This is a genomic window from Bacillus cereus group sp. N12 (assembly GCF_016483575.1).
GTDB lineage: Bacteria > Bacillota > Bacilli > Bacillales > Bacillaceae_G > Bacillus_A > Bacillus_A toyonensis.
The window spans coordinates 145,496-170,585 of the sequence record NZ_JAEHBO010000003.1 but is presented as its reverse complement, the minus strand read 5'-3'; the positions used below and the strand labels follow the sequence as shown (position 1 = coordinate 170,585).

Below are 25,090 nucleotides of genomic sequence, written 5' to 3'. Positions count from 1 at the left end.
TTCCTTTCAGAAGCTTTTTTTTGTAAGAACAATATCTTGATAACTTGTATATTCATGTCGGCCGCACCATAAACCATAGTGTGGTTTATTCATTACCTCTAAGCCATATTTATTCAATAAAGCGCAAATATCTGTTTCAGGATAAGCAACTGCGAAATTAGGAATATCTTTATTTACGACATAACAATTTTCAATTTGATGATAAAATCCTAACGTACTTAGTCCTGCATTTAAATAATAGGATGACTCAGGGTTTATTAAAAAGAACGTAATAAAACATCTCCCGTCTTTTTTTAATACACGTGCAATCTCAGATACGTAATGTTCTAATTCTGTTGGGAGAAGGTGCGTAAATACAGAAGTTAAAAAGATGAAATCGAATGTCGCGTCTTCATATGGAAACTTATAGTGAGAGGCATCTTCTTTTCCTTCTGGATTGTAAAATTGATTGTATATGTCAACGTGTTCAAAATGAAAATTATTACGGGTAGTTGTAATATTATTTTTACACCAAGTGATACCTTCTTTAAATAAATCAAATCCATAATACGCTCCATCATCAGTTAAGTAATTCATTAATGGAACAGCCATTCGGCCGACGCCACAGCCTACATCTAATACTTTTTCGTTTGACTTTAAAGCCCCAATTTGAATGAAATGCTTTAGGAATTCTTTACCGACCTTTTCAAAATCGCCACCTACATATTGGACGAGTTCAGGAGGGGGGAGTAATTTTATTTCTTTTTCAAGTTCGCTCATAAATACACTCCTTCCTTGTAGTAAAAAGGCAAACCAATACAGTATCCATATTATCTCGATATTTACAGACAAATCTCACCTCAAAACGAGGAGTATGGGGAAATTAAAGTTTTATTTGATAGCGAAAGAGGATAAGATGTGACCGCTTATTACATACAAGGAGATTCCTAAAACGGTTCATGTATTCAAGTATTAGATTAATAGGAATGGAACCTCCTTATAATCAAAATTTCTCTTATTCTTTTCGCCAATATACACCAAAGATATCAATTTTAGTAATAGGAGCTTTTAAGTTTCTTTGATTTCTAAAGTCCGTCACAGCTTCTGCACAAGCTGGTAGTCCATAGTCATCAATAATAATATAGCCACCTGTTGAAACTTTATCGTATAAGTTCACGAGACCATCCATCGTAGATTCATACATATCCCCATCAAGTCGTGCAATTGCAATCTTTTCTATTGGTGCTGTTGGTAAAGTATCTTTAAACCAGCCTTTTAAAAATTTTACTTGATCATTTAATAAATCATATTTTCTAAAGTTTTCTTGTACTTGTTCTAAAGAAACACGTAAATAATCGAATGTGTGTAAATAATCACCGTAGTCTTTCGGATATTGTTCTAAATTTGGTGCTGGCAAACCTTCAAATGAATCTGCAACCCAAATATTACGATTCGTAATGTTATTGGCTTGTAAAAAGCCATTCATAAAAATGCAAGAGCCTCCGCGCCATACACCTGTTTCGATAAAATCTCCTTCTATATTTTCACGAACAACGGTTTCCATTGCCTCATGTAACTGATTCATACGTTCTCGGCCAATCATACTATGTGCTGCTCTTGGCCAATCCAGTCCATCATGACGTTCACTTTTTGAAACATCTGGCTTTACAATTTTTAAGTTGTGATTTTCGGCATATTGCTTAATGAATAAAGGGAGTGGTACGGTAACTGGCTCGAATTGAAGTTCTTTTGATATATGTAGAGATGCAGGTAAGTACTCCTCATATTCTAACCATATTTCAAATAAAATTGTCTTCTTTAGCAATTCGAGATAAAGCTGAACAGCGGATTTATTTTCCATATTTATGCCTCCTGAAAAATGTCATACAACAATATGATTATGTAGATAGCAAAGATTTCATGATTGAATTCGAAATAGAAAAAGCAGTAAAACCAATATCAGTTTTACTGCTAAGTAAAAGATTAAGCGATTTTCTCAATAATAATAGATGCACTTGTACCAAGAGCTAGAGATAATCCAATTCCAGTAACAACTGCTTCAACCATTGATGGAGTTATTGTAATTTGTGTAATTGCTTGGATAACGATAGGTGCGCCAACTGAGATTAAGCTTGTGCCTGCACCTGGTACAGTAACTCCATTAACTTGAATTGCAAGGCTACCTAATAAACTTACTGCTGCAGTATATGCGATAACAGTAATTTTATAGAATCCAGTTTCACTTATGATGAAAGTATCAGCGTCCAATTGAGAAATTGCAGTACCAAACTGAGATCCAACCGTGTTAAACGGTACAGGATCATTAATTCCAAGAGCTAAAGAAACTGTAGCAGAGTTAAATGCATACAATCCTGCTGGAAGTCCTAATCCAGATGGCCCAGTAGGTCCAGTCGGCCCAGTAGGTCCAGTCGGCCCAGTAGGTCCAGTCGGCCCGGTGGATCCAGTTGCGCCAGTGGATCCAGTTGCGCCAGTGGATCCAGTTGGCCCAGTAGGTCCAGTTGCACCAGTACCTCCAGTCGGCCCAGTAGGTCCAGTCGCGCCAGTTGTACCAGTGCCTCCAGTCGGCCCAGTAGGTCCAGTTGGCCCAGTAGGTCCAGTCGGCCCAGTCGGTCCAGTTGGCCCAGTAGGTCCAGTCGGTCCAGTTGGCCCGGTTGGAAGTGTAAACGGTGGTATTGGTGGTAAAGTTGGACCTACAAGATTAGGATCAAATGCACTAGCTGATAATGATTCATCAGGATTTAAGCCATCTGAATAATTATTATTTGACATAAATTCACCTCCATAAAGCTTTCATTATATAGTAGATGCAAAATCGCAAGAAAATGACACGGACATTTGAATTATTGAAAAGAAATCTAAAATAACTTGAACAATATAAAAATGTGGAAAGTTTCGCGTTTGTATAACATATGATTGAGTTGGAAGAAGGTGATTATATTGAACAAGCAAGGTATTACAATTAGTTTATGTATGATAGTCCGAGATGAGGAAAAGACAATAGCTCGATGTTTGGATGGGGTTGAAGAAATTGTTGATGAAATTGTAGTAGTTGATACAGGTTCTGTTGATCGAACGAAAGAAATTGTAGAGAAATATACTCCTAATATATATGATTTTCAGTGGATTGATGATTTTTCGGCGGCTAGAAATTTTGCTTTTTCAAAAGCGACGCAACAGTATATATTATGGCTAGATGCAGATGACGTATTATTAGAAGATGCTCAAGAAGCATTGAAACAATTAAAGGGCCAATTAGATTCTAATGTGGATGCTGTTTCGATGCCTTATCACCTCGTAATGGACTCTAACGGGAAGCCTTTATATTGCACAAGAAGGTATCGGCTTGTAAAGCGCGAAAAACAGTTTCAATGGTTTGGTAAAGTACATGAGTATTTAGCGGTTTCCGGTGAAATTTGTAATAGCAACATTGCTATTACACATAAAAAGGAAAAAGAAGTAACGGATCGTAATTTGAAAATTTTTCAAAATGCTGTAGCAGCTGGAGAAGAATTGAGTCCGAGAGATTTGTTTTATTATGCAAATGAATCTATGGATAATCAAAAATACAATGATGCGGTTCTTTTATATGAAACATTTCTGAATCAAGATGAAGGATGGTATGAAGAGAAAATCTATGCATGTGGTAAGTTAGGGGATTGTTATGCGAAGCTCGGACTGTGGGAGAAAGCAGTTGAGGCTTGTGCAAAATCGTTTCGGTACGATGTTCCTAGAGGAGAGAATTGTACAAGAATAGGATATATATATATGGATCAACAAAAGTATAATGAAGCGATATTTTGGTTTAAATTAGCAACGGAAGTGCCGCTGGCAAAGGATAGTCCGTTTCACAGTCCAGCTAGCTACACATGGCTTCCTTATTTACAAATGTGTATTTGCTACAGCAAGTTAGGGGAGCAAGACAAAGCTTATTATTACAATGAATTAGCAGCTTCTTATGTTCCGAATAATGCTGCAATCGAGTATAACCGTAAATATTTTCGAGGTGTTTTTGATAAACAATATAAGGTGTAATGCATGCTATTTTTAGGAAATAACTTGTCACGATTCTAATAATGATAGATTGGCTATATATTAGAGTATCGGCAGGGATGGTATTGGTTATAAAGTGTATTTTGTTCATATGAGATGTATATTTCAAATTCAATTTACATAAGGAGCGTGTGAAATGAATCGGGAAAAAAGTTCTTTATATGAAGAAAAATCTGATTTTTATTATAATGCAGCGAATCCAAATTTATTGAAGCATATAAAAAAGGAATGGAAAGAAGTTCTTGATATTGGTTGCTCGAGCGGTGCATTAGGAGCGGCTATAAAAGAAAATGGTACACGTGTATCAGGAATTGAGGCATTTTCAGAAGCAGCGGAAAAAGCAAAAGAAAAGCTAGATCATGTTGTTTTAGGCGATATAGAGACAATGGATATGCCGTATGAGGAGGGCCAATTTGATTGCGTCATATTTGGTGACGTATTAGAGCATTTGTTTGATCCATGGGCTGTGGTAGAAAAAGTGAAACCATATATCAAACAAAATGGTGTGATTTTAGCTAGTATACCGAACGTTGCTCACATCTCGGTGTTAGCCCCCTTACTCGCTGGAAACTGGACGTATACAGAGTATGGTCTGTTAGATAAAACGCATATTCGTTTCTTTACTTTTAATGAAATGTTAAGACTGTTTTTAAAAGCTGGATATTCAATTAGTAAAGTAGATCGTGTATATGTTGATCATAAAATATATGAGCCACTTATTGAAGAGTTATATGGAATTTGTAAAAAGTATCGTCTTGGAAGTGGCTTCATGGCTGAGACGGTTGTATTTCAATATATTATTGAAGCAGAAAAATCACAATTATGAGTGCGGCAGACAAAACAATATTATTTGTTACATGTATAAATGATCGGAAATTGTATGCACAATGTGCGCGACATATATTGAAATTGGCAGTACCTCCTGGATATACTATACAATTCATGCCGATTCGAAATGCAAAAAGCATGACGAGCGGATACAATCAAGCCATTTCACATCCAGCGAAGTATAAAGTGTATTTACACCAAGATGTATTTATTATAAACGCAGCCTTTTTATACGGATTAATTCAATTATTTGAGGAACATGAACATCTTGGAATGATTGGGATGGTTGGATCGCAATATGTTCCTCCAACTGGTATATGGAACGAAGGGCGTGGGATTGTCGGGAAAGTCATTGGTTATATGAACGATTTGTTTTATATGGCAAGTTTAGAGCAACCATTTCATGAATCAAAGACGTTTATTCCTGTTGAATGTATTGACGGTTTGTTAATGGCAACACAATATGATATCCCGTGGCGAGAAGACTTATTTGACGGATTTGACTTTTATGATGTGTCTCAATCATTTGAATTTAAAAAAGCAGGATATACAGTCGGTGTACCTGTACAGCGCGATGCTTGGTGTATTCATTATCATTTCGATGTGAATATGACAAACTATGAAAAATATAGAAAAGTATTTGTAGAAAACTATATGTCAGATGTGAATAAGGAAGAATAGAGGGGCTACAAAATGAAAGATCACACAATATTAGTCGTTGTTTGTGTAAATAATGAAAAGCTTTTCGAGCAATGCGAGAGGCAAATAAGAAACATTTTTGTTCCCCCTGGCTATGCTGTGCAAATTTTCCCGATACGAGATGCAAAAAGTATGGCAAGTGCATATAACCGTGCTCTTTCATTTCCAGCAAAGTATAAAGTATATATACATCAAGACACGTACCTTATTAATTGTGATATGTTTTATAATCTTATTTCTCTTTTTAAAGAAAATGAAAAACTTGGTTTAATTGGAGTCGCTGGTGCTCAGTTTTTACCGAGTAACGGGATATGGTGGGAAGGGAAAAATTTAGTGGGGAAAGTGATTGAGTATAGAAGACGGAATTATCAATTATTAAATTTAGATCAAGGGTTTTATGGAAATCAATCTTTTATGTCAGTGCAGGCAATCGATGGTTTACTCATGGCAACACAGTATGATATTCCGTGGCGAGAAGATTTATTTCAAGGATTCCACTTTTATGACGTTTCACAGTCTTTAGAGTTTCAAAAGGCTGGCTATCTAATTGGTATCCCTAATCAAGCAAATTTATGGTGTATTCATTATAACGGAGATGAGTTTGATGCCGATACATACGAGAAGTATCGGAAAGTGTTTGTAGAACAGTATAAAGATATACTATCTCCATCATAAGGGAGAGATGTAGGATGAAAGGGATTATTTTAGCGGGCGGAACTGGATCGAGACTATATCCAATTACGAAAGTCACGAATAAACATTTGCTTCCTGTTGGACGGTATCCAATGATTTATCATGCAGTATATAAGCTAAAACAATGTGGGATTACAGATATTATGATAATTACAGGTAAAGAGCATATGGGAGATGTCGTTAGCTTTTTAGGAAGTGGCCACGAATTTGGCGTGTCTTTTACGTATCGGGTGCAAGATAAAGCGGGCGGGATTGCACAAGCTTTAGGTCTTTGTGAAGATTTCGTCGGAAATGATCGTATGGTAGTTATATTAGGAGATAATATTTTTTCAGATGATATTCATCCGTATGTTGAAGAGTTTACAAAGCAAAAAGAAGGTGCGAAAGTGCTATTGCAATCTGTAGAAGATCCTGAAAGGTTTGGTGTAGCGCATATTCAAAACCGCAAAATAATTGAAATTGAAGAAAAGCCGAAAGAGCCGAAAAGTTCCTATGCAGTTACAGGAATTTATTTGTATGATTCGAAAGTCTTTTCTTATATAAAAGAATTAAAACCTTCCGCAAGGGGAGAGCTTGAAATTACAGATATCAATAATTGGTATTTAAAACGAGGGGTACTTACTTATAATGAAATGAGCGGTTGGTGGACGGATGCGGGAACTCATGCTTCTCTTCAAAGGGCGAATACGTTAGCACGGGATATGAACTTTGGGAAACAGTTTAACGGAGAATAGGTGAGAATATGAAAGTTATAGAAACAAACTTTACCGATGCAAAATTGTTAGAACCGAGGTTATTTGGAGATGAGCGTGGCTTTTTTACTGAAAGTTATAATAAGAAGGTGCTAGAAACATTAGGGGTTACGTATTCATTTGTACAGGATAATGTTTCTTATTCAGCAGAAGCGGGAACAATTCGCGGATTACACTTTCAAAAAAATCCGAAAGCACAAACGAAACTTATTCAAGTTATGCAAGGAGCAATCTATGATGTTATCGTTGATTTGCGAAGAGATTCACCAACCTTTAAACAGTGGAGAGGATATATTTTAAGCGCAGATAACCACAGGCAATTATTAGTGCCAAAAGGATTTGCACATGGTTTTTGTACACTTGTCCCGCATACTATTGTTATGTATAAAGTAGATGAATATTATAGTGCTAATCATGACTCTGGTGTGCTTTGGAACGATAAAGAATTAGCGATTCCATGGCCAGTAACAAGTCCTATTTTGTCTGATAAAGATCGAATATTACCGTTACTTCAGGAATGTGAAGATAGCTTTTGAGTAGGAGAGTTGTTTATGAACATATTAGTAACAGGTGGGGCCGGATTTATTGGAAGTAACTTTGTCCATTACATGTTACAAAGCTATGAAACATATAAAATAATAAATTTCGATGCATTAACATATAGCGGAAATTTAAGTAACGTAAAGTCTCTTCAAGATCATCCGAATTACTTTTTTGTAAAAGGGGAAATTCAAAATGGAGAGCTGCTGGAACATGTTATTAAGGAACGTGACGTGCAAGTAGTTGTAAATTTCGCAGCTGAATCACATGTAGATCGTAGCATTGAAGATCCGATCCCTTTTTATGATACAAACGTAATCGGGACAGTCACTTTATTAGAATTAGTGAAAAAGTATCCGCATATTAAGCTCGTACAAGTATCAACAGATGAAGTATATGGTTCTTTAGGGAAAACAGGAAAGTTTACTGAGGAAACCCCATTAGCTCCAAATAGTCCGTATTCTTCAAGTAAGGCGAGCGCGGACATGATAGCTTTATCTTATTATAAAACATATAAATTACCAGTTATAGTGACGCGTTGTTCCAATAACTATGGGCCGTATCAATATCCCGAAAAATTAATTCCATTAATGGTTACGAATGCGCTGGAAGGAAAAAAACTACCGTTATATGGTGATGGATTAAATGTAAGAGATTGGTTACATGTAAAGGATCATTGCAGTGCAATTGACATCGTTTTGCATAAGGGGCGTTTAGGAGAAGTATATAATATAGGCGGAAATAATGAAAAAACAAATGTAGATGTTGTGGAACAAATTATTACTCTCTTAGGTAAAACAGAAAAAGATATTGAATTTGTTACAGATCGTTTAGGTCATGATCGTCGTTATGCAATTGATGCACACAAAATGAAGAATGAGTTTGATTGGGAACCGCAGTATACGTTTGAACAAGGGCTAAAAGAAACAGTGGAATGGTATGAAAATCATATAGAATGGTGGAAACCACTAAAAGAAAAGTAAGGGGCATGAAAATGAAAGAGCGGGTTATCATAACAGGAGCAAATGGTCAGTTAGGAAAGCAACTGCAAGAAGAGTTAAGTCCTGAAGAATATGACATATATCCTTTTGATAAAAAGTTACTAGATGTAACAAACATATCCCGAGTTCAACAAGTGGTACAAGAGATAAGACCACATATAATCATTCATTGTGCCGCTTATACGAAGGTGGACCGTGCTGAGAAAGAACAAGATCTTGCTTATTTAATAAATGCAATAGGAGCTCGAAATGTAGCGGTTGCTTCACAATTAGTAGGGGCTAAGTTAGTTTACATTAGTACCGATTATGTATTTCAGGGCGCCAGACCGGATGGGTACGGTGAATTTCATAATCCAGCGCCGATAAATATATACGGGGCCTCTAAGTATGCGGGGGAACAGTTCGTCAAAGAGTTACATAATAAATATTTTATCGTTCGTACATCGTGGCTGTATGGTAAATACGGAAGTAATTTTGTAAAAACGATGATGCGATTAGGTAAAGAAAAAGATGAAATAACCGTTGTAGCGGATCAAATTGGCTCTCCTACGTACGTGGCAGATTTAAATATGATGGTTAATAAGCTCATTCACACTTCTTTATACGGTACATATCACGTATCCAATAGAGGATCATGTTCTTGGTTTGAATTTGCACAAAAAATATTTTCTTATGCAAATATGAATGTGAATGTATTACCTGTTTCAACGGAAGAATTTGGATCGGAGGCTGCGAGGCCGAAATATTCTATCTTTCAACATAACATGCTAAGATTAAATGGTTTTTTACAAATGCCTTCTTGGGAAGAAGGATTAGAACGTTTTTTTATAGAAACAAAAAGTCATTAACAAATTTATGTTAATGACTTTTTTGTTTGCCTTTAAGCGGTTTTATGGTACTATAATTATAGTATCAGGTACTAATAACAAGTATAAGTATTTCTGGGAGGATATATCATGGAACTATTACAAGGGAAAACATTTGTTGTTATGGGCGTTGCGAACCAAAGAAGTATTGCATGGGGAATTGCTCGCTCTTTGCATAATGCAGGTGCAAAATTAATATTCACATATGCAGGAGAACGTTTAGAAAGAAATGTTCGTGAATTAGCGGACACATTAGAAGGACAAGAATCACTTGTATTACCTTGTGATGTAACGAATGATGAAGAACTTACAGCTTGCTTTGAAACGATTAAGCAAGAAGTTGGTACAATTCACGGTGTAGCACATTGTATTGCTTTTGCAAATCGTGATGATTTAAAAGGTGAATTTGTAGATACTTCTCGCGATGGATTTTTACTTGCACAAAATATTAGTGCATTCTCTTTAACAGCTGTAGCAAGAGAAGCGAAGAAAGTAATGACAGAAGGCGGAAATATTTTAACGTTAACATACCTTGGCGGTGAGCGCGTTGTGAAAAATTATAACGTTATGGGTGTTGCGAAAGCTTCATTAGAAGCGAGCGTAAAATATTTAGCGAACGATTTAGGCCAACATGGCATTCGTGTGAACGCTATTTCTGCAGGACCAATTCGTACGTTATCTGCGAAAGGTGTAGGCGATTTCAACTCAATCTTAAGAGAAATCGAGGAGCGTGCACCACTTCGTCGTACTACAACGCCAGAAGAGGTTGGAGATACAGCAGTATTCCTATTCAGTGATTTAGCACGCGGTGTAACAGGAGAAAATATTCACGTTGATTCAGGATATCATATTTTAGGATAAATATTAATTATAGTTTTTAAAGGACAGTCTCTAAACGTTGAGGCTGTCCTTTTTTATTGTTCTCAGAAAGAACGATTTTTAACGAAAGTTCTTGCCACGTTATGAATATAACTATAATAGTACACGATTTATTCAGCGACGTATGGAAGTGGGAGGGACGAGTGTGAAGAATAAAAATAAAAGTTCAACAGTTGGAAAACCGTTGTTATATATTGCGCAAGTAAATTTAGAACTTGCTGCACCGAAAATAAAACGAATTATATTAACGAATTTTGAAGATGAGGACCGAAAAGAGAAAAGTAATAGAAACGAAAATGTTGTAAGTAGTGCTGTGGAAGAGGTGATAGAACAAGAAGAGCAGCAAATAGAAGAAAAAATAGAAGAAGAGAAACAAGAAGAGCAAGAAGAACAACAGCAAGTGAGAGCCGTCCCATATAATAAATCATTTAAGGATATGGATAATGAAGAAAAAATTCATTTTTTATTAAATCGTCCTCATTACATTCCGAAAGTAAGATGTAGGATAAGAACGACTACCGTCTCATATATAGGATCGATTATATCGTATCGTAATGGCATTGTATCCATTATGCCACCAAATAGTATGAGAGATGTTCGGTTATCTATAGAAGACATCAAATCGATTGATATGGCCGGCTTTTAAATATGTAAAGGTGGTAGAAAGCTTCTACCACCCCAATAGTTTTTTAGTTTACTTAACTTATTAGATAGTAACGTCGCGTAGGCATTGAATCGCACAGAAGCAGCTTAAATCAACAGTAATACAAGTAGATGTCGAGATTAATCTTGCATTTGGTACAGCTAAAAACGTACAAATTGGATCGTCACCAGGCGGTACAGGAGAACCGTCACCTAATACTACAGTTAACACACGTAAGACAGCACAGCTATCATCATCTACGCTTTCCACACGGAAAATTGGAGATCGGCAGCTAGTAAGGCTTGAAGATGGTGCAAATGCTTCAAAAGGTTCACCAGTTTTTGTGTATAAAATAAAAGGGCGTGTATTTGCTACTGATGCAGTATTGTGTGCTCCTAAAAATGGGATTTCACAACCAGATCCACACGTAGTAGTAGAGCAATCTTGTAATTCATTGATGAATTTTACAACGTCAACTACACAATGAGAAGAGCTATGGTGTTTATTTTCGTTACAACTCATTAATGTCACTCCTTATCTTCTTGTTTGTATTTACATTAATAAGATATTGGAGTCGGAGAGATTTGGTCACAATCTCAAGACCTTTTTTTTTAAATAGGCGAAAGAAGATAAGGGAAGGTGGATTCATGCTATTTACAAGCTGGCTTTTATTTTTTATATTCGCGTTAGCTGCTTTTAGGCTCACTCGTTTAATTGTTTATGATAAAATTACAGCCTTTTTGCGAAGACAGTTTATTGATGAATTAGAGATTACGGAGCCGGATGGAAGCGTATCGACTTTTACAAAAGTAAAAGGTAAAGGATTAAGAAAATGGATTGGAGAATTATTAAGTTGTTATTGGTGTACAGGTGTATGGGTTAGTGCTTTTTTATTAGTTTTATATAATTGGATCCCGATCGTTGCGGAGCCATTACTTGCATTATTAGCTATCGCAGGTGCAGCAGCAATTATTGAAACAATTACAGGATATTTTATGGGAGAATAATATATTTTAATAACATCAAGAAAAAGCGGAGTTTAAAAGAATGAGGGAACGGAAATAAGGAGTTGTTCATATAGTGAATAGACAGAATTGACAGTAGAGGAGATGTTTGCTGTGAGCAATAATCCAAGGCAAAATTTATATGACCTGCAGCAGTGGTATCACATACAGCAACAACACCAAGCACAACAACAGGCATATCAAGAACAATTGCAACAACAAGGATTTGTGAAGAAAAAGGGATGTAATTGCGGGAAAAAGAAGAACAAAATAAAACAATATGAAGAATGAAACACTCATGTTACTGTGAGTGTTTTTTATTATAAATATAAAAAAGCGGTATTCCTGTTTTAGAAATACCGCTTTTTACTAGCTAATTTGTGCAACTGTTAATGCTGCCGCACGGACGTCTACAGTTCCAATCAATTCAACTGGTACGATTTGAATTAAGTCACCAGGGTTTAAGTTAATAAGAATAACACCACTGGATACGTCTACTTCACCAGTACCAATAACGTTAGAACGAACCGCTGTACCTGATCCAGGAATAATGTTAGCCGGCGTACCTAATGATAAGAAGAAACGACCAGCTTCTGGTGCCGTAGGAACGTTATCAAGACTAATTGTTAATGTATAACTAATTTGATAAATACCAGCTCGTAGAATTCGAATACCATCTCCGACACTTACTGTATCATTTATTACAGGAACAGTAATATTTGGGTTTGGACTTACGCTAGGTAATAGTAATGGTGTAAATAATGAAGCGAACTGAGGTGCAGAAGCGTTGAAAGCAAAACCGAAGGCAGGTAGTGTACTAGCTGGTTTCGCTTCGCAATCAATCTTAGTAAATTCGCAATCAGAAGAGAACATGTTTTTCACTCCTTTATCTGTTTCTACTTTCAGTTAATGAAAAGGACAGGTTCTATGTTCTAGACAAGTTCCCAATTTTATAAAAAATACATAATAATACCTTTTAAGCATGGATTGGGTGGCAGAATTTTCTGCCACCCAATCCATGCTTAAATCGTTATTTAGTTTTAAATCGTAACATCACGTAAGCATTGAATAGCACAGAAGCAACTTAAATCAACCGTAAGACAAGCAGGGGTTGATATTAACCTTGCATTTGGTACATTTAAAAACGTACAAATTGGATCGTCACCAGGTGGTACAGAGGAGCCATCACCTAATACTACAGCTAATGCACGTAACACAGCACAATCATCATCATCGATGCTTTCAACGCGGAAAATTGGAGTTCTACAGCTAACAAGGCTTCCTGATGGTGCAAATGCTTCAAAAGGTTCTCCAGCCTTTGTGTATAAAATAAAAGGACGTGTATTCGCTACTGATGCAGTGTTATGTGCTCCTAAAAATGGAACTTCGCAACCAGATCCACATGTAGTGGTTGCGCATTCTTGTAATTCATGTATAAAACGAACGACATTAGATACACAGTTGAAATCAAAATCATGGTGATGATTATCTTCGTTGCAATTGCAGCTCATTATGTTCACTCCTTATCGTGAGTTCTGACATACACTATTACAATATGAACGGGATATGGTTGATATTACGTTAATTCTTATGATAAAAGCAGGTAATTTGAATAGGAGGGGGGAGTACGAGAAAAGACATCCTTATTTAGTGGATGTCTTTTCAGGTAAGTCTTTTCTTGTAGTATATAAAAAACGAGATATGTCTAATTTCTTTCCTCTGAAAAATTGCGGAGAAGAAATGTAAAGTTCTTCTTTCGCACGTGTAATTGCGACATAGAGTAATCGTCGTTCTTCCTCTAATGCTTCAGAAGTTTCCGTTACACGGTCATTTGCGTCTTTTAAAGAAGAAGTATGCGGCAAAATACCATCGCTCGCTCCAAGTAAAAAGACGCATGGAAACTCAAGGCCTTTTGCGTTATGAATGGACATAAGCGAAACGGCATCTTTTTGCGGCATAGTTTTTAATGCTTCCATTTCTTTTTGACCTTGAATCGCCTCGTCAATAAATTGTAAGTAAGCTGGAATATCGGTGAAACGAGTTGCAGACTCCATTAATTCTTCTAACATTTCTTCTTGGATGTCTTTATGCATCGTAAAGGAAGAACGATCGTTATTTTGTAAGTACTCTAAATATTTTCCTTTACCATGAATAATTTCTTTTAATGCTTTTTTCGGTTCTAGTTCTTTTATAAATTTAATAAAATCAATGCGCTCATTTACCTTTTTTACTTGAAAAGGTTTCAAGCTCGGATTTAATAATAAGAAATGAAGAAGAGAAGGGAAACGACCTTCACCATATTTCCATTGCTCACGTTCAATAAAGGAAATGCACTCATCTCGGCCGATATACATAGTTGGCAATATGTTAGAAAGAGATTCTAGGCGAAACGGTTCAATCACGAGTCGTAAATGATCTAATACAGGTCTAATTAAAGAGTGCTCGTAAAAGGATTGACTCGCACCGTGTTTAATAAACGGGATTTTATGAATTGTAAGCTGATCAAGTAACGAACGGCTTACAGAATGTGTGCGATACAGTAAACAAAAATCTTTATAGTTTCGTTCGCCACTATCTACTTTCTCTTGAATGAGCTGTAAAATTTGATTTGCTTCATCAAGAGTTGTAGCTGGTCGTGCGTAAAATGGTTGTACACCTTCTTCACGAACAGAATATAGCTCTTTATCAAAACGCTCTTGATTTAGTTTGATAACTTCATTTCCAAGTCCAACGATAAATGGATTGGATCGATAATTCGTATTAAGCGCGATAATCGTTGTATTATCAAATTCCTTTGGGAAAGATAAAATAATTTGATGACTTGCTCCTCGCCAGCCATAGATCGCTTGATCATCATCACCTGCGATAAATAAATTATTTCTTGGCGTGGCTAACAATTTTACAATTTCATATTGTGCATACGATGTATCTTGGAACTCATCTACTTCAATATAGTGAAAACGTTGTTGTAATTGAGTAAGTAAGGGAGCGTTATTTTCTAACATATAATATGTTTCTAATAAGATGTCGTCGAAATCGATATAATTATATCGTTGTTTTACCTCTTCAAAACGTTCGTATACTTCTTTAAATTCTTGTTCAACTGGTGTTTTCGCTTTTACATCTTTCGGACGATTTAAGTTGTTTTTTTCAAGAGAAATCATAGCGAGCATCGTTTCCGCATCATAACCGTCTTTTAAACGTAATTCTTTTAAAATTTTCTTTATCATAATTTGTTTATGTTTTTCATTTGCTAAAATTTGCTGATTATATCCTTGGCTACGAAGCAATTTTAAAAAGACAGAGTGGAATGTACCAGCAACAACATAGCTACTTGTGGCACGATTCATACCTGGTAAATTTGCTACACGACTTCGGATTTCTTCAGCCGCTTTTTGTGTAAATGTAAGCAATAAAATATTCCGTGGATGAACTTGTTTTACATTTACTAAATAACCAACGCGGGTTGTTAAAACAGATGTTTTTCCGCTTCCGGCACCAGCCAATGTAAGAACAGGACCTTCTGTCGTTCGCACAGCTTCTAATTGCTTTTCGTTTAGAAAAACATTTTGCTGTTCGAGAGCGCGGAAATACGCCGCATCTGCATCTTCTTCCATAATTAAATGGGTAGATGTTTTCGGAATATGATATGTGGCACGCGGAATATCAGCGTGTGTTAACGATTTTTGTGAAAATTTTTCTTGTGTCATATATTCACCTTCAAAACTATAGCATCAACATTTAACTTTAGCGGAAGAAAAAGAAAATAGCAATGTAAAAAACAGGAGGGGCTACCTCCTGTTTTCAAATTACAATTCTTTTATCATAACGATGTGAGGAATATTTGCTTCCATAAATACATCAGAACTCGTTACGTATCCAAGTTTTTTATAGAAATCTTCAGCATGTGTTTGGGCATGAAGTTTCAATTTTGGTAGCGAGTTTTTTTTTGCATATGCTTCAAGTGCATCCATTACAATTTTTCCAATGCCTTTTTTACGATGGGAAGCTAGTACGCAAATGCGTTCCATTTTTCCTATTCCATCAATGGTGCGAAAACGACCAGCACCAACTGGAACATCATTATCATATATAACAACGTGTGTTGATGTTTCTTCAAACTCATCATACTCTTCTTCAGCAGAAACGCGTTGTTCATTCACGAATACTTGCTTACGTACAGAGAATGCATCTCTTAGTTGTTCGTCTGTTTGTACGATCTGTGCGTGCAAATTAGTTGTTCCCCTTTCCAAGGTGGAATGTTTCGTGTACAGTCCATGTTCCGTTTTCTAATTGATATAGAAGATGGAAGCGATCAATTGGTTGTTCATAATAGAAATCTTTCATACGTAATCGACCTAATACATCAGCATGCTCTGCATCTGATAAACCTTGTCCGATTGTTAAATGAGGTACGAAAGCGTATTCGCGTTCTTGCGTGAATAATCCGCTATGCATTTCTTCATTTAAGAAAGTAAGTTCAGGTGTTTTTTCTACTTTAAAATAAAGAACATTATTAACAGGTGCGAATGAACCAACTTTTCCGACATGAAGGGTGAAAGGGTTCGTTTTATTTGCGATTGTATGTAGCTCGTTTACAATCGATTCTAATTGTTCATCTTGCGTCTCAAAGGGTGTTTTCAATGTAATATGTGGCGGAACTAATGCGTAGTGCGGATCATAACGCTTACGCAATCCGTTCGCTTTATCTTGAATCATTTTAGATGGAAAAATTACAATGCCTAATTTCATGTTCCAATTCCTCCCTTTGTAAGTCTAGTTAGATTTTGAGAAAAATAAATCTCTTTATCTATTATATCAAATTATTCTGAACACTGCTCTCTATTATTTCATTGATAGAATATGAGAGAAGGCTTTCGGTAAGTCAGCCTGCCAATACTTCCAAGTATGATTACCTTCAAACTCTTCGTAATGCGTGATGAAATTTCTATCTGTAAGAAGAGTATTAAGCTCACGGTTCGGTTCTACGAAATCAGATACTTGTCCATCAGTGCGCTTTACAGCTGTTTCTTCTGTACCAATGACGTGATAAAGTTCTAAAGCCTGTGGATCTTTGAATTCGTTTGCTAAGTTCATTACTGTTTCGTCAACAAATGGTGATTGCATAACAACTTTACCGAATGTATGCGGATACATAAGTGCAGTCATAAAGGAAACTGTACCGCCAAGAGAATCTCCAATTAAAACGCGACCTTTACCCATTTGATACGTTGGATAATTTTCATCGATATATGGAGCAAGCTCGTGAGCAAGGAAACGAATATAAGCAGCATTCTTTACATCGCTTGGGAAATATTTTTCCTTACGATCGTGTACGTTTTTATATGGAATACCGACAATAATTGTGCGGTCAATTTCTTCAGTTTCACGAAGGCTTTCAATTACACGGTGTGCTTTACCGAGCTGAAAATAATCTCTACCATCTTGTGCAATTACAACTGTATGTTTGTGCAGTGGCGTGTAATTTACTGGTAAGTAAACTAAAAGCGTAACATCTTCTTGAAGTGATGCGCTATAAAATGAAATTTCCTCAATTCTCCCTATTGTTTGATTCATGTAGATCCCCCTAAATAAAAATTTACTGTAATGATTGTAAGGGCGACGCTTATAGTGAAAATGAAAGAACGATTCACTAATAGGTGCCTTAATTTCTATTTTACCATAATGGTACGAAGAATCTAAAAAATTAGTATTTAAGTTAGGAAAGAAAACGGATATAATGAAGTGGGATTTTTGACAGGTGAGAGGGGAGACAGAATTTGAAACAGGAAAGATCAATTGCACTACCGTTAGCCATTTCCATTATAGCTATTTCATTCGCAGCAGTTTTTGTAAAGATGTCCTCAGCACCATCTTCCATCTTAAGTATGTATCGTTTATGGATTATTGTACTTATTATGCTGCCTATCGTTTGGAAGAAGCGGGAAGAGTTCCAGAAGATTCAAATAAAAGATTGGGGATTTTTAATTGGATCTGGATTCTTTTTAGCGCTACATTTTCTTTTATGGTTTGAGTCTTTAAAGCATACAACAGTTGCTAGCTCGACAATTATTTTAGCACTTCAACCGATCGTGTCTTTAGTTGGAGGTTTTTTTCTATTTAAAGAAAGAACAACCTACTCAGCCATTGCAACGATGGGTATCGCTATATTAGGTGTAATGTGTATTGGTTGGGGAGATTTAGGTTTAAGTAAACAAGCAATTTATGGAGATATATTATCCTTTTTAAGTGTAATAGCGGTTGTCGGTTATTTATTTATCGGGCAAACGACAGTAAAGAAAGTCTCACACTGGATTTATAGCTTTACAGTTTTTGCATTCGCAGGTATTTTTATGGGGATTTATAATATCGTGCTGCAAGTGCCTTTTACAGGTTATACGAAGTGGGACTGGACCGTTTTTCTTTTACTTGCGATTGTACCGACAGTGTCACATGTCATTAATAATTGGTTATTAAACTACGTAAATGCAACAACAATTTCGATGAGTATTTTAGGAGAACCAGTTGGGGCGTCTATACTAGCATTTTTCTTACTGGGAGAAAAATTAAACGCAATGCAAATTATCGGCAGCACGCTCGTATTGTTTGGTGTATCTGTTTTCTTATTACAGCAACAAAAAAGAACAGCAAAAAATGTGGTGAACGAGCCAGTGTATACACAGGAATTATAATGTTAGCGGAGAAAAGAGAAGTTAAGATACTTCTCTTTTTGTTTTGTAGAAATTTAGGTGAAGAAGGGGGGAGTGTAGTGGAATTTCCATCAAAAAAGACGCATGGTTATATTCAATCTTTTTTATTATTTTAGGCGCCTGTTTTGCTCCAATATTTGCAGGGAGAGAATATTTTCTTTTGTTTTTTACAATTCCATTGGCAATAGTATTTATTTGGAGTTGGTTTTCAACAAAATATATTGTCGGGGAAGAAACAATTACTATTAGATCAGGTCTCGTAAAAAAATGTATATTTATACGAGATATAAAACAAATTTCAAATACGAAAAACCCAATAGCAGCTCACGCATTATCATTCGATCGACTTGAAATTGTTTACGGCGTACATAAAACAGAGATTATTTCTCCTAAAGATAAAGAACAATTCATCAATCTCGTAAAAAGTAAAAATCCCCACATTGAAATAAAGTAAAAGAGTGGCCTCGTAGCCACTCTTTTACTTTGGGTTTGTCATATAAGGTTGTACATGAATGACGCATAGGTCACGAAATTTTCCTTCAGCAGTTGTAACAATTACGACTGCTCTTCCTGCACTTTTTCCAGTAATCGTTACCGTATCTCCTTTTGGATATATGGTAATGATGTCAGAATTCATATTTGTCCAAATAAGTTCTTTATTTGCTGCTTGCATTGGCAAAACGGAAGCTGATAAATCCGCACTTTGTCCAGTTTTTATTTTCAACTTATTTTTTTGCATATGAATACCGATAACGGAAATAACAGAAGGAGCAATTGAAATTTTGGGTGGATTAGGTTGAATGTTTAAACGAGAAGCAGAAGTATTTGTAATAGGTGAATATTTTCTTATATGTTGTTGCTGGAAAGCTGCTAACATGTTGGAGTCCCCTTTCTGTATAAGTGCTAATACTAATACTATAAAGGAGTAGTGTTATGTTAAATTTAACGAAACATAAAGAATTTGTTAAATTTGAGAAGAAGATTGTCGAACTGTAAAAAAATCTCTGCTGTTACGATAACAGCAGAGATTTCTTTTTTATAGACTATCACTATGTTGTTTTTCGAAATTCTCAAATTGCTCTTCAACTTCTTTTGAAGGTTGTGTTAGTAAACTAACGATTACGATTGCTAGTAAACTAATTGTGAAACCAGGAATCATTTCATATAAGAAGTTTGTTAAGAATTTAAATTGAGTCCATATTATAACAGTAGCGGCACCAGAAATCATACCAGCAAGTGCGCCCCATTTCGTCATGCGTTTCCAATATAGACTTAATAAAATAGCTGGTCCAAATGAAGAACCAAATCCAGCCCAAGCGTATCCAACAAGAGCTAAAATCGTATCATTTTGTTTAAACGCTAATGCGCACCCAACTAATGCGATACCAAGAACAGCCATACGACCGACAAATACAAGCTCTTTATCAGAAGCAGAGCGTTTAAAGAAGGTGCGATATAAGTCTTCTGTTACAGCACTTGAAGTAACGAGAAGTTGAGATGAAATTGTACTCATAATTGCAGCTAAAATCGCAGCTAATAAAAATCCAGTAATAAGTGGATGGAATAAAATTTTTCCAAGCTCAAGGAAAATTGTCTCTGGGTTAGATAATGTCAACTCTTGTTGTGAATAGTAGGCAATACCGATAAGACCAGTAAACATAGCTCCGACAACAGAGAAAATCATCCAGCTCATACCAATTCTTCGTGCGCTTTTCAGTTCTTTTACAGAAGAAATTGCCATAAAGCGTACGATAATATGAGGTTGTCCAACATAACCAAGGCCCCATGCGAATAAAGAAATCATTCCTAAAGTGGAGGCACCTTTAAAAATATCTAAACGTGTTGGATCTACAGAGCGAATTGTATCAAATGCAGGTCCAAGTCCGTTTGCATTCATAATTGTTACGATAGGAACAAGAATAAGAGCAACTACCATAATGATTCCTTGCACGAAGTCTGTCCAACTTACTGCTAAGAAACCACCAAATAATGTGTAAGCTACAACGACGCTTGCTACAATGAATAATCCAATATGATAGTTCATACCAAATGAATTTTCAAATAATACAGCGCCTGAAACTAACCCTGAAGCTACATAGAAAGTAAAGAAAATCATAATAACAAGTCCGGATACTAAGCGTAGCATGTGAGATTTGTCGTGGAAACGGTGTTCCAAAAATTCTGGGATAGTAATAGAGTTGTTTGCAATTTCAGAGTAGGTACGTAAGCGAGGAGCGACATATAGCCAGTTTGCGTATGCGCCTAGTGTTAGGCCAATTGCAATCCAACTACTACTTAATCCAACGCTAAACATTGCACCGGGTAATCCCATTAAAAGCCAGCCACTCATATCGGATGCTCCAGCACTTAATGCTGTTACTGCGGGGCCTAGTGTACGACCGCCAAGCATATAATCTGTTAAGTTGGATGTTCGTTTGTAGGCGAAATAGCCGATTACTAACATCCCGAGCATGTAAATAGAGATAGAAGTTAAAGTTAACATCTGCGTACTCATGTAGTTCCCCTTTCTTTTGTCATGTCTTTTGATGCATTTTGCATATTTATAATCTATCATGATTATTCTGAAAAATCCATATACAAATATGAATTTTCAGAAATGTAAGCGTTTTTTGACATCGTTTTACTTTTTTAATATATAAATTTTAGCCGAAAAAACCTTAATTTTAATAGAGTATTTATTATATTTACATAAAAACACGTTGTTTTGTCAATATAATATTGAAAGAAGGGAAAAATATTTTTCCGAAAAAAGTATTGACTTGTGAAAAAAGTTAAGTCTATAATGAGTGCAACTTAAAAAAATGCAAGCGTTGATGAAGAAGAGTACACATGATGAACATGTCAGAGAGCTGATGGTTGGTGCGAATCAGTATGGGATTGATGTGGAATGGGCTTCGGAGCTTCCAAACCGAAACGAAAGAAGTAGGCTTTGGCGACATGATCTCATCGATACAAGAGACACGTATTGTTTTTGATACGGTAAAGTGCGTTACATTCGTAACGAATTAAGGTGGCACCACGGGAGTACCCGTCCTTTCTATAGGATGAGTACTCCCTTTTTGTGTACAAAAAATTAAATATGTTAAATCGTTTAAGTAAGAAGAGTACGTATATTTGGAGACGTTACAGAGAGCTGGGGACAGGTGGGAGCCCGGTACGGTGCCATATACGGAATGGGCTTACGAGAGGTATGCTGAACAATTTTATTCAGTAGGCAACCCGGGTTCCGCCGTTACAAGGATAAGGTATATATTTTGTACCTGAATAAAGCGGGATGCTTTTGCGTCCAACATGAGGTGGTACCACGGTAAATTTATCGTCCTCTACATATTTCGATATGTAGGGGACTTTTTTATTTTTCAGAGTGAGGTGAAAGGCATGATGACAAAAGAGGAATTTATGAAGCAAAAAGAACAAGGAAAAACATTTTTAGTAATCGCTGAAGAAGAAGGAGATAGCATTACGCCAATTTCTTTATATAGACGTATGACAGGGAAGAAGAAGTTTTTATTAGAGAGCTCACAGCTTCATCAAGATAAAGGGCGCTATTCTTACTTAGGTTGTAATCCGTATGGAGAAGTGAAAAGCATTGGTATGGAAGTCGAACGAACGACATATGGGCAAACAGAAAGGTTGCAAGGTAACGTACTGCAAGTGTTAGAAGGGGTAATTGCATCATCGCAAGTAGAGAGCCCATTCCCATTTTGCGGAGGAGCAGTTGGTTATATAGGGTATGACGTCATTCGGCAGTATGAAAACATTGGAGCAGATTTACACGATCCATTAAATATTCCAGAAGTACACCTTTTACTATATCGTGAGTTTATCGTTTACGATCATTTACGCCAAAAGTTGTCGTTTGTATATGTATGCGGGCAAGATGATTCAGCAGATTATGAAGAAGTATACGAAAGGTTGCAAGTATACAAAGAAGAAGTGCTAAAAGGAGAAGAAGCGGAAGTAAAGGACATACAATCAACATTATCATTCACTTCTTCTATAACGGAAAAAGAGTTTTGCATGATGGTAGAAACGGCGAAAGAGCATATACGAGCAGGGGACATATTCCAAGTCGTACTATCTCAGCGTTTGCAAAGCGAGTGTAAAGGTGATCCTTTCGCTTTATACCGCAAGCTTCGCATTGCGAATCCATCACCATATATGTTTTATATCGATTTTCAAGATTATGTTGTACTCGGTTCTTCACCAGAAAGCTTGTTATCAGTTAGAGACGATAAAGTGATGACAAATCCAATTGCGGGTACGAGACCGAGAGGGAAAACAAAGCAGGAAGATGCGGAAATTGAAAAAGAACTGTTAGAAAACGAGAAAGAACGAGCAGAGCATATGATGCTTGTGGATCTTGGACGAAACGATATTGGCAGAGTGAGTGAAATTGGATCTGTGACGATAGATAAATATATGAAAGTTGAAAAATATTCTCACGTCATGCACATTGTATCTGAAGTTTACGGAACATTGCGAAAACTGATGAGCGGATTTGACGCATTAGCGTATTGTTTACCAGCGGGGACGGTTTCGGGAGCTCCGAAAATTAGAGCGATGGAAATTATCAATACGTTAGAGCATGAAAAAAGAAATGTATATGCCGGAGCTGTTGGATATATTTCATTCTCAGGAAATCTTGATATGGCGCTCGCCATTCGAACGATGGTTGTAAAAGATGAAAAAGCATATGTTCAGGCAGGAGCAGGTATCGTCTACGATTCAGATCCGGTAGCTGAATATGAAGAAACGTTAAATAAAGCGAGGGCACTTTTGGAGGTAATGAAATGATTGTACTCATCGATAATTACGATTCGTTCACATATAACTTGTACCAACTGTTAGGCGAATACGAAGAAGAAATTGTAGTCGTAAGAAATGATCAAATAACGATAGAACAGTTAGAAGAGATGAATCCAAAAGGAATTGTGCTTTCACCAGGACCAGGAAAACCAGAAGATGCTGGTATTTGTATCGAAGTTATTCGTCATTTCTATAAGAACGTTCCCATATTAGGGATTTGTCTCGGCCATCAGGCAATTATATCGGCATTTGGAGGGGAAATTGTAAGAGCGGAGCACATTAAACACGGAAAAACATCGCGTGTGAAACATAACGGAACGTCAATCTTTTCGTACGCGACGCAGCCACTAACAGCGATGCGCTACCATTCGCTTGTTGCAGAGCAAGCGAGTTTACCACAATGTTTTGATGTGTTAGCAACTGCTATGGATGATGGAGAAATAATGGCGGTTCGTCATAATTATTATCCGCTTTTCGGGTTACAGTTTCATCCAGAATCAATCGCAACAGAAGAAGGCGGAAAGTTAATACGTGCTTTTTTAGGAGAAGTAAAAGAGGAGGAGAGAGTATGAATACCTATCTTCGTAAATTAGTGGAGGGACAACATTTAACAGAAGAAGAAATGTATGAAGCGGGACTTCTTTTATTAAGTGACAACATATTGGAAAGTGAAGTAGCAGCTTTCTTAGTATTATTGAAAGCGAAAGGTGAAACAGCAGAAGAAATATATGGCCTCGTTCGTGCTCTTCGTGAAAAAGCATTGCCGTTTTCAAACCATATAGAAGGCGCGATGGACAATTGCGGAACAGGTGGTGACGGTGCCCAAACGTTCAATGTAAGTACAACATCGGCATTCGTACTAGCAGGAACAGGTGTAAAGGTGGCAAAGCATGGTAATCGTGCTGTTTCTAGTAAAACAGGAAGTGCGGATTTATTAGAAGAACTCGGTGTAAATATTAGCAGTACGCCAAGCGAAATTGATTATTTACTAGAGCATGTCGGTATCGCTTTCTTATTCGCACCAGCGATGCACCCAGCATTAAGGCGCATTATGAAAATAAGAAAAGAATTAAATGTGCCGACAATCTTTAACTTAATTGGCCCTTTAACGAATCCTGTTAACTTAGAAACACAATTTGTCGGTATTTATAAACGAGATATGTTATTACCAGTTGCGCAAGTATTACAGAAGTTAGGGCGGACACAAGCGCTTGTCGTAAATGGAAGTGGTTTTTTAGATGAAGCATCATTACAGGGAGAAAATCACGTAGCCCTTTTAAAAGATAATGAAATAGTAGAAATGAGTATCGATCCGGAAAAGTATGGTTTCTCAAAAGTGAAAAACGAAGAAATTAGAGGCGGGAATTCAAAAGAAAATGCAAAGATTACGCTCGGCGTATTAAATGGAGAAAAGAGTGTTTACCGCGATACCGTTTTATTAAATGCGGGGCTTGCACTTTTCGCAAACGGAAAAGCGGAAACGATTGAAGAGGGAATTAAACTAGCGACACATAGCATTGACTCTGGAAAAGCATTAGCCAAACTAAACTTATTAATTACAGCAAGCAACGAAAAATTAGAAAGGGTGAATTAAG

The 25,090-nt window shown here is 36.5% G+C and carries 28 protein-coding genes, 1 pseudogene and 2 other annotated features; of the genes and pseudogenes, 17 read left to right on the top strand and 12 right to left on the bottom strand.

What is annotated here, in order from left to right:
- Window positions 1-6: 6 nt before the first annotated feature.
- The 3 genes from JDS92_RS03050 to JDS92_RS03040 all read right to left on the bottom strand — a co-directional run bounded on the left by JDS92_RS03050 (window position 7) and on the right by JDS92_RS03040 (window position 2,769).
- Entirely contained in the window at window positions 7-759 is a 753-nt protein-coding gene (locus JDS92_RS03050; RefSeq protein ID WP_001292084.1) for a class I SAM-dependent methyltransferase, read from the bottom strand.
- Between the two features lie 235 nt (window positions 760-994).
- Window positions 995-1,840, bottom strand: coding sequence for a TylF/MycF family methyltransferase (locus JDS92_RS03045; RefSeq protein ID WP_000428842.1), 846 nt, complete (start codon window positions 1,838-1,840; stop codon window positions 995-997).
- A 122-nt stretch (window positions 1,841-1,962) separates the two neighbouring features.
- On the bottom strand, window positions 1,963-2,769 hold the full coding sequence (locus tag JDS92_RS03040) for a BclA C-terminal domain-containing protein (protein ID WP_199631485.1): 807 nt from the start codon (window positions 2,767-2,769) through the stop codon (window positions 1,963-1,965).
- A 165-nt stretch (window positions 2,770-2,934) separates the two neighbouring features.
- Between JDS92_RS03040 and JDS92_RS03035 the strand changes: the two genes are divergently transcribed.
- From JDS92_RS03035 to JDS92_RS02990, 10 genes are all read left to right on the top strand, one after another.
- Window positions 2,935-4,032 (top strand): glycosyltransferase, encoded by a 1,098-nt coding sequence (locus tag JDS92_RS03035; protein ID WP_199631493.1) that lies wholly within the window; start codon window positions 2,935-2,937, stop codon window positions 4,030-4,032.
- Window positions 4,033-4,186: 154 nt separating this feature from the next.
- The gene (locus JDS92_RS03030; protein ID WP_001078421.1) at window positions 4,187-4,876 is read left to right on the top strand and encodes a class I SAM-dependent methyltransferase; all 690 of its coding nucleotides are present in this window, start codon (window positions 4,187-4,189) and stop codon (window positions 4,874-4,876) included.
- A complete protein-coding gene (locus JDS92_RS03025; protein ID WP_001271193.1) occupies window positions 4,873-5,559 on the top strand; it encodes a glycosyltransferase family protein in 687 nt (228 codons plus the stop codon). Before JDS92_RS03030 ends, JDS92_RS03025 begins: the two co-directional genes overlap by 4 nt.
- A 12-nt stretch (window positions 5,560-5,571) precedes the next feature.
- The gene (locus tag JDS92_RS03020) at window positions 5,572-6,252 is read left to right on the top strand and encodes a glycosyltransferase family protein (RefSeq protein WP_199631484.1); all 681 of its coding nucleotides are present in this window, start codon (window positions 5,572-5,574) and stop codon (window positions 6,250-6,252) included.
- A gap of 14 nt (window positions 6,253-6,266) precedes the next feature.
- A complete protein-coding gene (locus tag JDS92_RS03015) occupies window positions 6,267-7,004 on the top strand; it encodes a sugar phosphate nucleotidyltransferase (protein WP_000676183.1) in 738 nt (245 codons plus the stop codon).
- A gap of 8 nt (window positions 7,005-7,012) precedes the next feature.
- Entirely contained in the window at window positions 7,013-7,558 is a 546-nt protein-coding gene (gene rfbC, locus JDS92_RS03010; RefSeq protein WP_199631483.1) for a dTDP-4-dehydrorhamnose 3,5-epimerase, read from the top strand.
- A gap of 15 nt (window positions 7,559-7,573) precedes the next feature.
- Window positions 7,574-8,545: a dTDP-glucose 4,6-dehydratase gene (rfbB, locus tag JDS92_RS03005; RefSeq protein ID WP_199631482.1), complete on the top strand. Its 972-nt coding sequence runs from the start codon at window positions 7,574-7,576 to the stop codon at window positions 8,543-8,545.
- Between the two features lie 11 nt (window positions 8,546-8,556).
- A complete protein-coding gene (rfbD, locus tag JDS92_RS03000) occupies window positions 8,557-9,411 on the top strand; it encodes a dTDP-4-dehydrorhamnose reductase (RefSeq protein ID WP_000664678.1) in 855 nt (284 codons plus the stop codon).
- A 108-nt stretch (window positions 9,412-9,519) separates the two neighbouring features.
- Window positions 9,520-10,290 (top strand): enoyl-ACP reductase FabI, encoded by a 771-nt coding sequence (gene fabI, locus JDS92_RS02995; RefSeq protein WP_000421885.1) that lies wholly within the window; start codon window positions 9,520-9,522, stop codon window positions 10,288-10,290.
- 142 nt (window positions 10,291-10,432) lie between these two features.
- Window positions 10,433-10,954, top strand: a complete 522-nt coding sequence (locus JDS92_RS02990; protein ID WP_080119760.1) for a CotO family spore coat protein — start codon at window positions 10,433-10,435, stop codon at window positions 10,952-10,954.
- Window positions 10,955-11,014: 60 nt separating this feature from the next.
- Here the strand turns inward: JDS92_RS02990 and exsY are convergent, their stop codons facing one another.
- Window positions 11,015-11,473 (bottom strand): exosporium assembly protein ExsY, encoded by a 459-nt coding sequence (gene exsY, locus JDS92_RS02985; protein WP_001277750.1) that lies wholly within the window; start codon window positions 11,471-11,473, stop codon window positions 11,015-11,017.
- A gap of 125 nt (window positions 11,474-11,598) precedes the next feature.
- Here exsY and JDS92_RS02980 point away from each other — a divergent pair, with 125 nt between their 5' ends.
- Both JDS92_RS02980 and JDS92_RS02975 read left to right on the top strand, forming a co-directional pair.
- Window positions 11,599-11,958, top strand: coding sequence for a DUF1360 domain-containing protein (locus tag JDS92_RS02980; RefSeq protein ID WP_199631481.1), 360 nt, complete (start codon window positions 11,599-11,601; stop codon window positions 11,956-11,958).
- A 102-nt stretch (window positions 11,959-12,060) separates the two neighbouring features.
- Window positions 12,061-12,246, top strand: coding sequence for a cytochrome C oxidase subunit III (locus JDS92_RS02975; protein WP_199631491.1), 186 nt, complete (start codon window positions 12,061-12,063; stop codon window positions 12,244-12,246).
- A gap of 78 nt (window positions 12,247-12,324) precedes the next feature.
- Here the strand turns inward: JDS92_RS02975 and exsF are convergent, their stop codons facing one another.
- The 6 genes from exsF to JDS92_RS02945 all read right to left on the bottom strand — a co-directional run bounded on the left by exsF (window position 12,325) and on the right by JDS92_RS02945 (window position 17,532).
- Window positions 12,325-12,828 (bottom strand): exosporium protein ExsF, encoded by a 504-nt coding sequence (gene exsF / locus JDS92_RS02970; RefSeq protein ID WP_000492940.1) that lies wholly within the window; start codon window positions 12,826-12,828, stop codon window positions 12,325-12,327.
- Between the two features lie 167 nt (window positions 12,829-12,995).
- Window positions 12,996-13,466: a spore coat protein CotY gene (gene cotY, locus JDS92_RS02965; protein WP_016108021.1), complete on the bottom strand. Its 471-nt coding sequence runs from the start codon at window positions 13,464-13,466 to the stop codon at window positions 12,996-12,998.
- Window positions 13,467-13,598: 132 nt separating this feature from the next.
- Complete coding sequence (locus JDS92_RS02960; protein WP_199631480.1) at window positions 13,599-15,665, bottom strand: ATP-dependent helicase; 2,067 nt, start codon at window positions 15,663-15,665, stop codon at window positions 13,599-13,601.
- Window positions 15,666-15,764: 99 nt separating this feature from the next.
- Entirely contained in the window at window positions 15,765-16,187 is a 423-nt protein-coding gene (locus tag JDS92_RS02955) for a GNAT family N-acetyltransferase (RefSeq protein ID WP_000543300.1), read from the bottom strand.
- A 1-nt stretch (window position 16,188) separates the two neighbouring features.
- The gene (locus tag JDS92_RS02950) at window positions 16,189-16,707 is read right to left on the bottom strand and encodes a YjcG family protein (RefSeq protein WP_000765873.1); all 519 of its coding nucleotides are present in this window, start codon (window positions 16,705-16,707) and stop codon (window positions 16,189-16,191) included.
- Window positions 16,708-16,800: 93 nt separating this feature from the next.
- On the bottom strand, window positions 16,801-17,532 hold the full coding sequence (locus JDS92_RS02945) for an alpha/beta hydrolase (RefSeq protein ID WP_199631479.1): 732 nt from the start codon (window positions 17,530-17,532) through the stop codon (window positions 16,801-16,803).
- A gap of 203 nt (window positions 17,533-17,735) precedes the next feature.
- Here JDS92_RS02945 and JDS92_RS02940 point away from each other — a divergent pair, with 203 nt between their 5' ends.
- Window positions 17,736-18,647: a DMT family transporter gene (locus JDS92_RS02940; RefSeq protein WP_000808240.1), complete on the top strand. Its 912-nt coding sequence runs from the start codon at window positions 17,736-17,738 to the stop codon at window positions 18,645-18,647.
- A gap of 77 nt (window positions 18,648-18,724) precedes the next feature.
- A pseudogene (locus tag JDS92_RS02935) lies at window positions 18,725-19,119 on the top strand (PH domain-containing protein).
- Window positions 19,120-19,143: 24 nt separating this feature from the next.
- Here the strand turns inward: JDS92_RS02935 and JDS92_RS02930 are convergent.
- On the bottom strand, window positions 19,144-19,542 hold the full coding sequence (locus JDS92_RS02930) for an Ig-like domain-containing protein (protein WP_097957189.1): 399 nt from the start codon (window positions 19,540-19,542) through the stop codon (window positions 19,144-19,146).
- 159 nt (window positions 19,543-19,701) lie between these two features.
- Window positions 19,702-21,180, bottom strand: coding sequence for a sodium/proline symporter PutP (putP, locus tag JDS92_RS02925; protein WP_000107200.1), 1,479 nt, complete (start codon window positions 21,178-21,180; stop codon window positions 19,702-19,704).
- A gap of 307 nt (window positions 21,181-21,487) precedes the next feature.
- Window positions 21,488-21,725 (top strand) — a binding site (T-box leader).
- A 42-nt stretch (window positions 21,726-21,767) separates the two neighbouring features.
- Window positions 21,768-22,013: a binding site (T-box leader), on the top strand.
- Window positions 22,014-22,064: 51 nt separating this feature from the next.
- Between putP and trpE the strand changes: the two genes are divergently transcribed.
- The 3 genes from trpE to trpD are packed head-to-tail and all read left to right on the top strand — an operon-like array spanning window position 22,065 to window position 25,089.
- Window positions 22,065-23,483, top strand: coding sequence for an anthranilate synthase component I (trpE, locus tag JDS92_RS02920; RefSeq protein ID WP_199631478.1), 1,419 nt, complete (start codon window positions 22,065-22,067; stop codon window positions 23,481-23,483).
- Entirely contained in the window at window positions 23,480-24,067 is a 588-nt protein-coding gene (locus JDS92_RS02915; RefSeq protein ID WP_199631477.1) for an aminodeoxychorismate/anthranilate synthase component II, read from the top strand. The genes trpE and JDS92_RS02915 overlap by 4 nt, the downstream gene beginning before the upstream one ends.
- Window positions 24,064-25,089, top strand: coding sequence for an anthranilate phosphoribosyltransferase (gene trpD / locus JDS92_RS02910; protein WP_199631476.1), 1,026 nt, complete (start codon window positions 24,064-24,066; stop codon window positions 25,087-25,089). Before JDS92_RS02915 ends, trpD begins: the two co-directional genes overlap by 4 nt.
- The last annotated feature ends 1 nt before the right edge of the window (window position 25,090 follow it).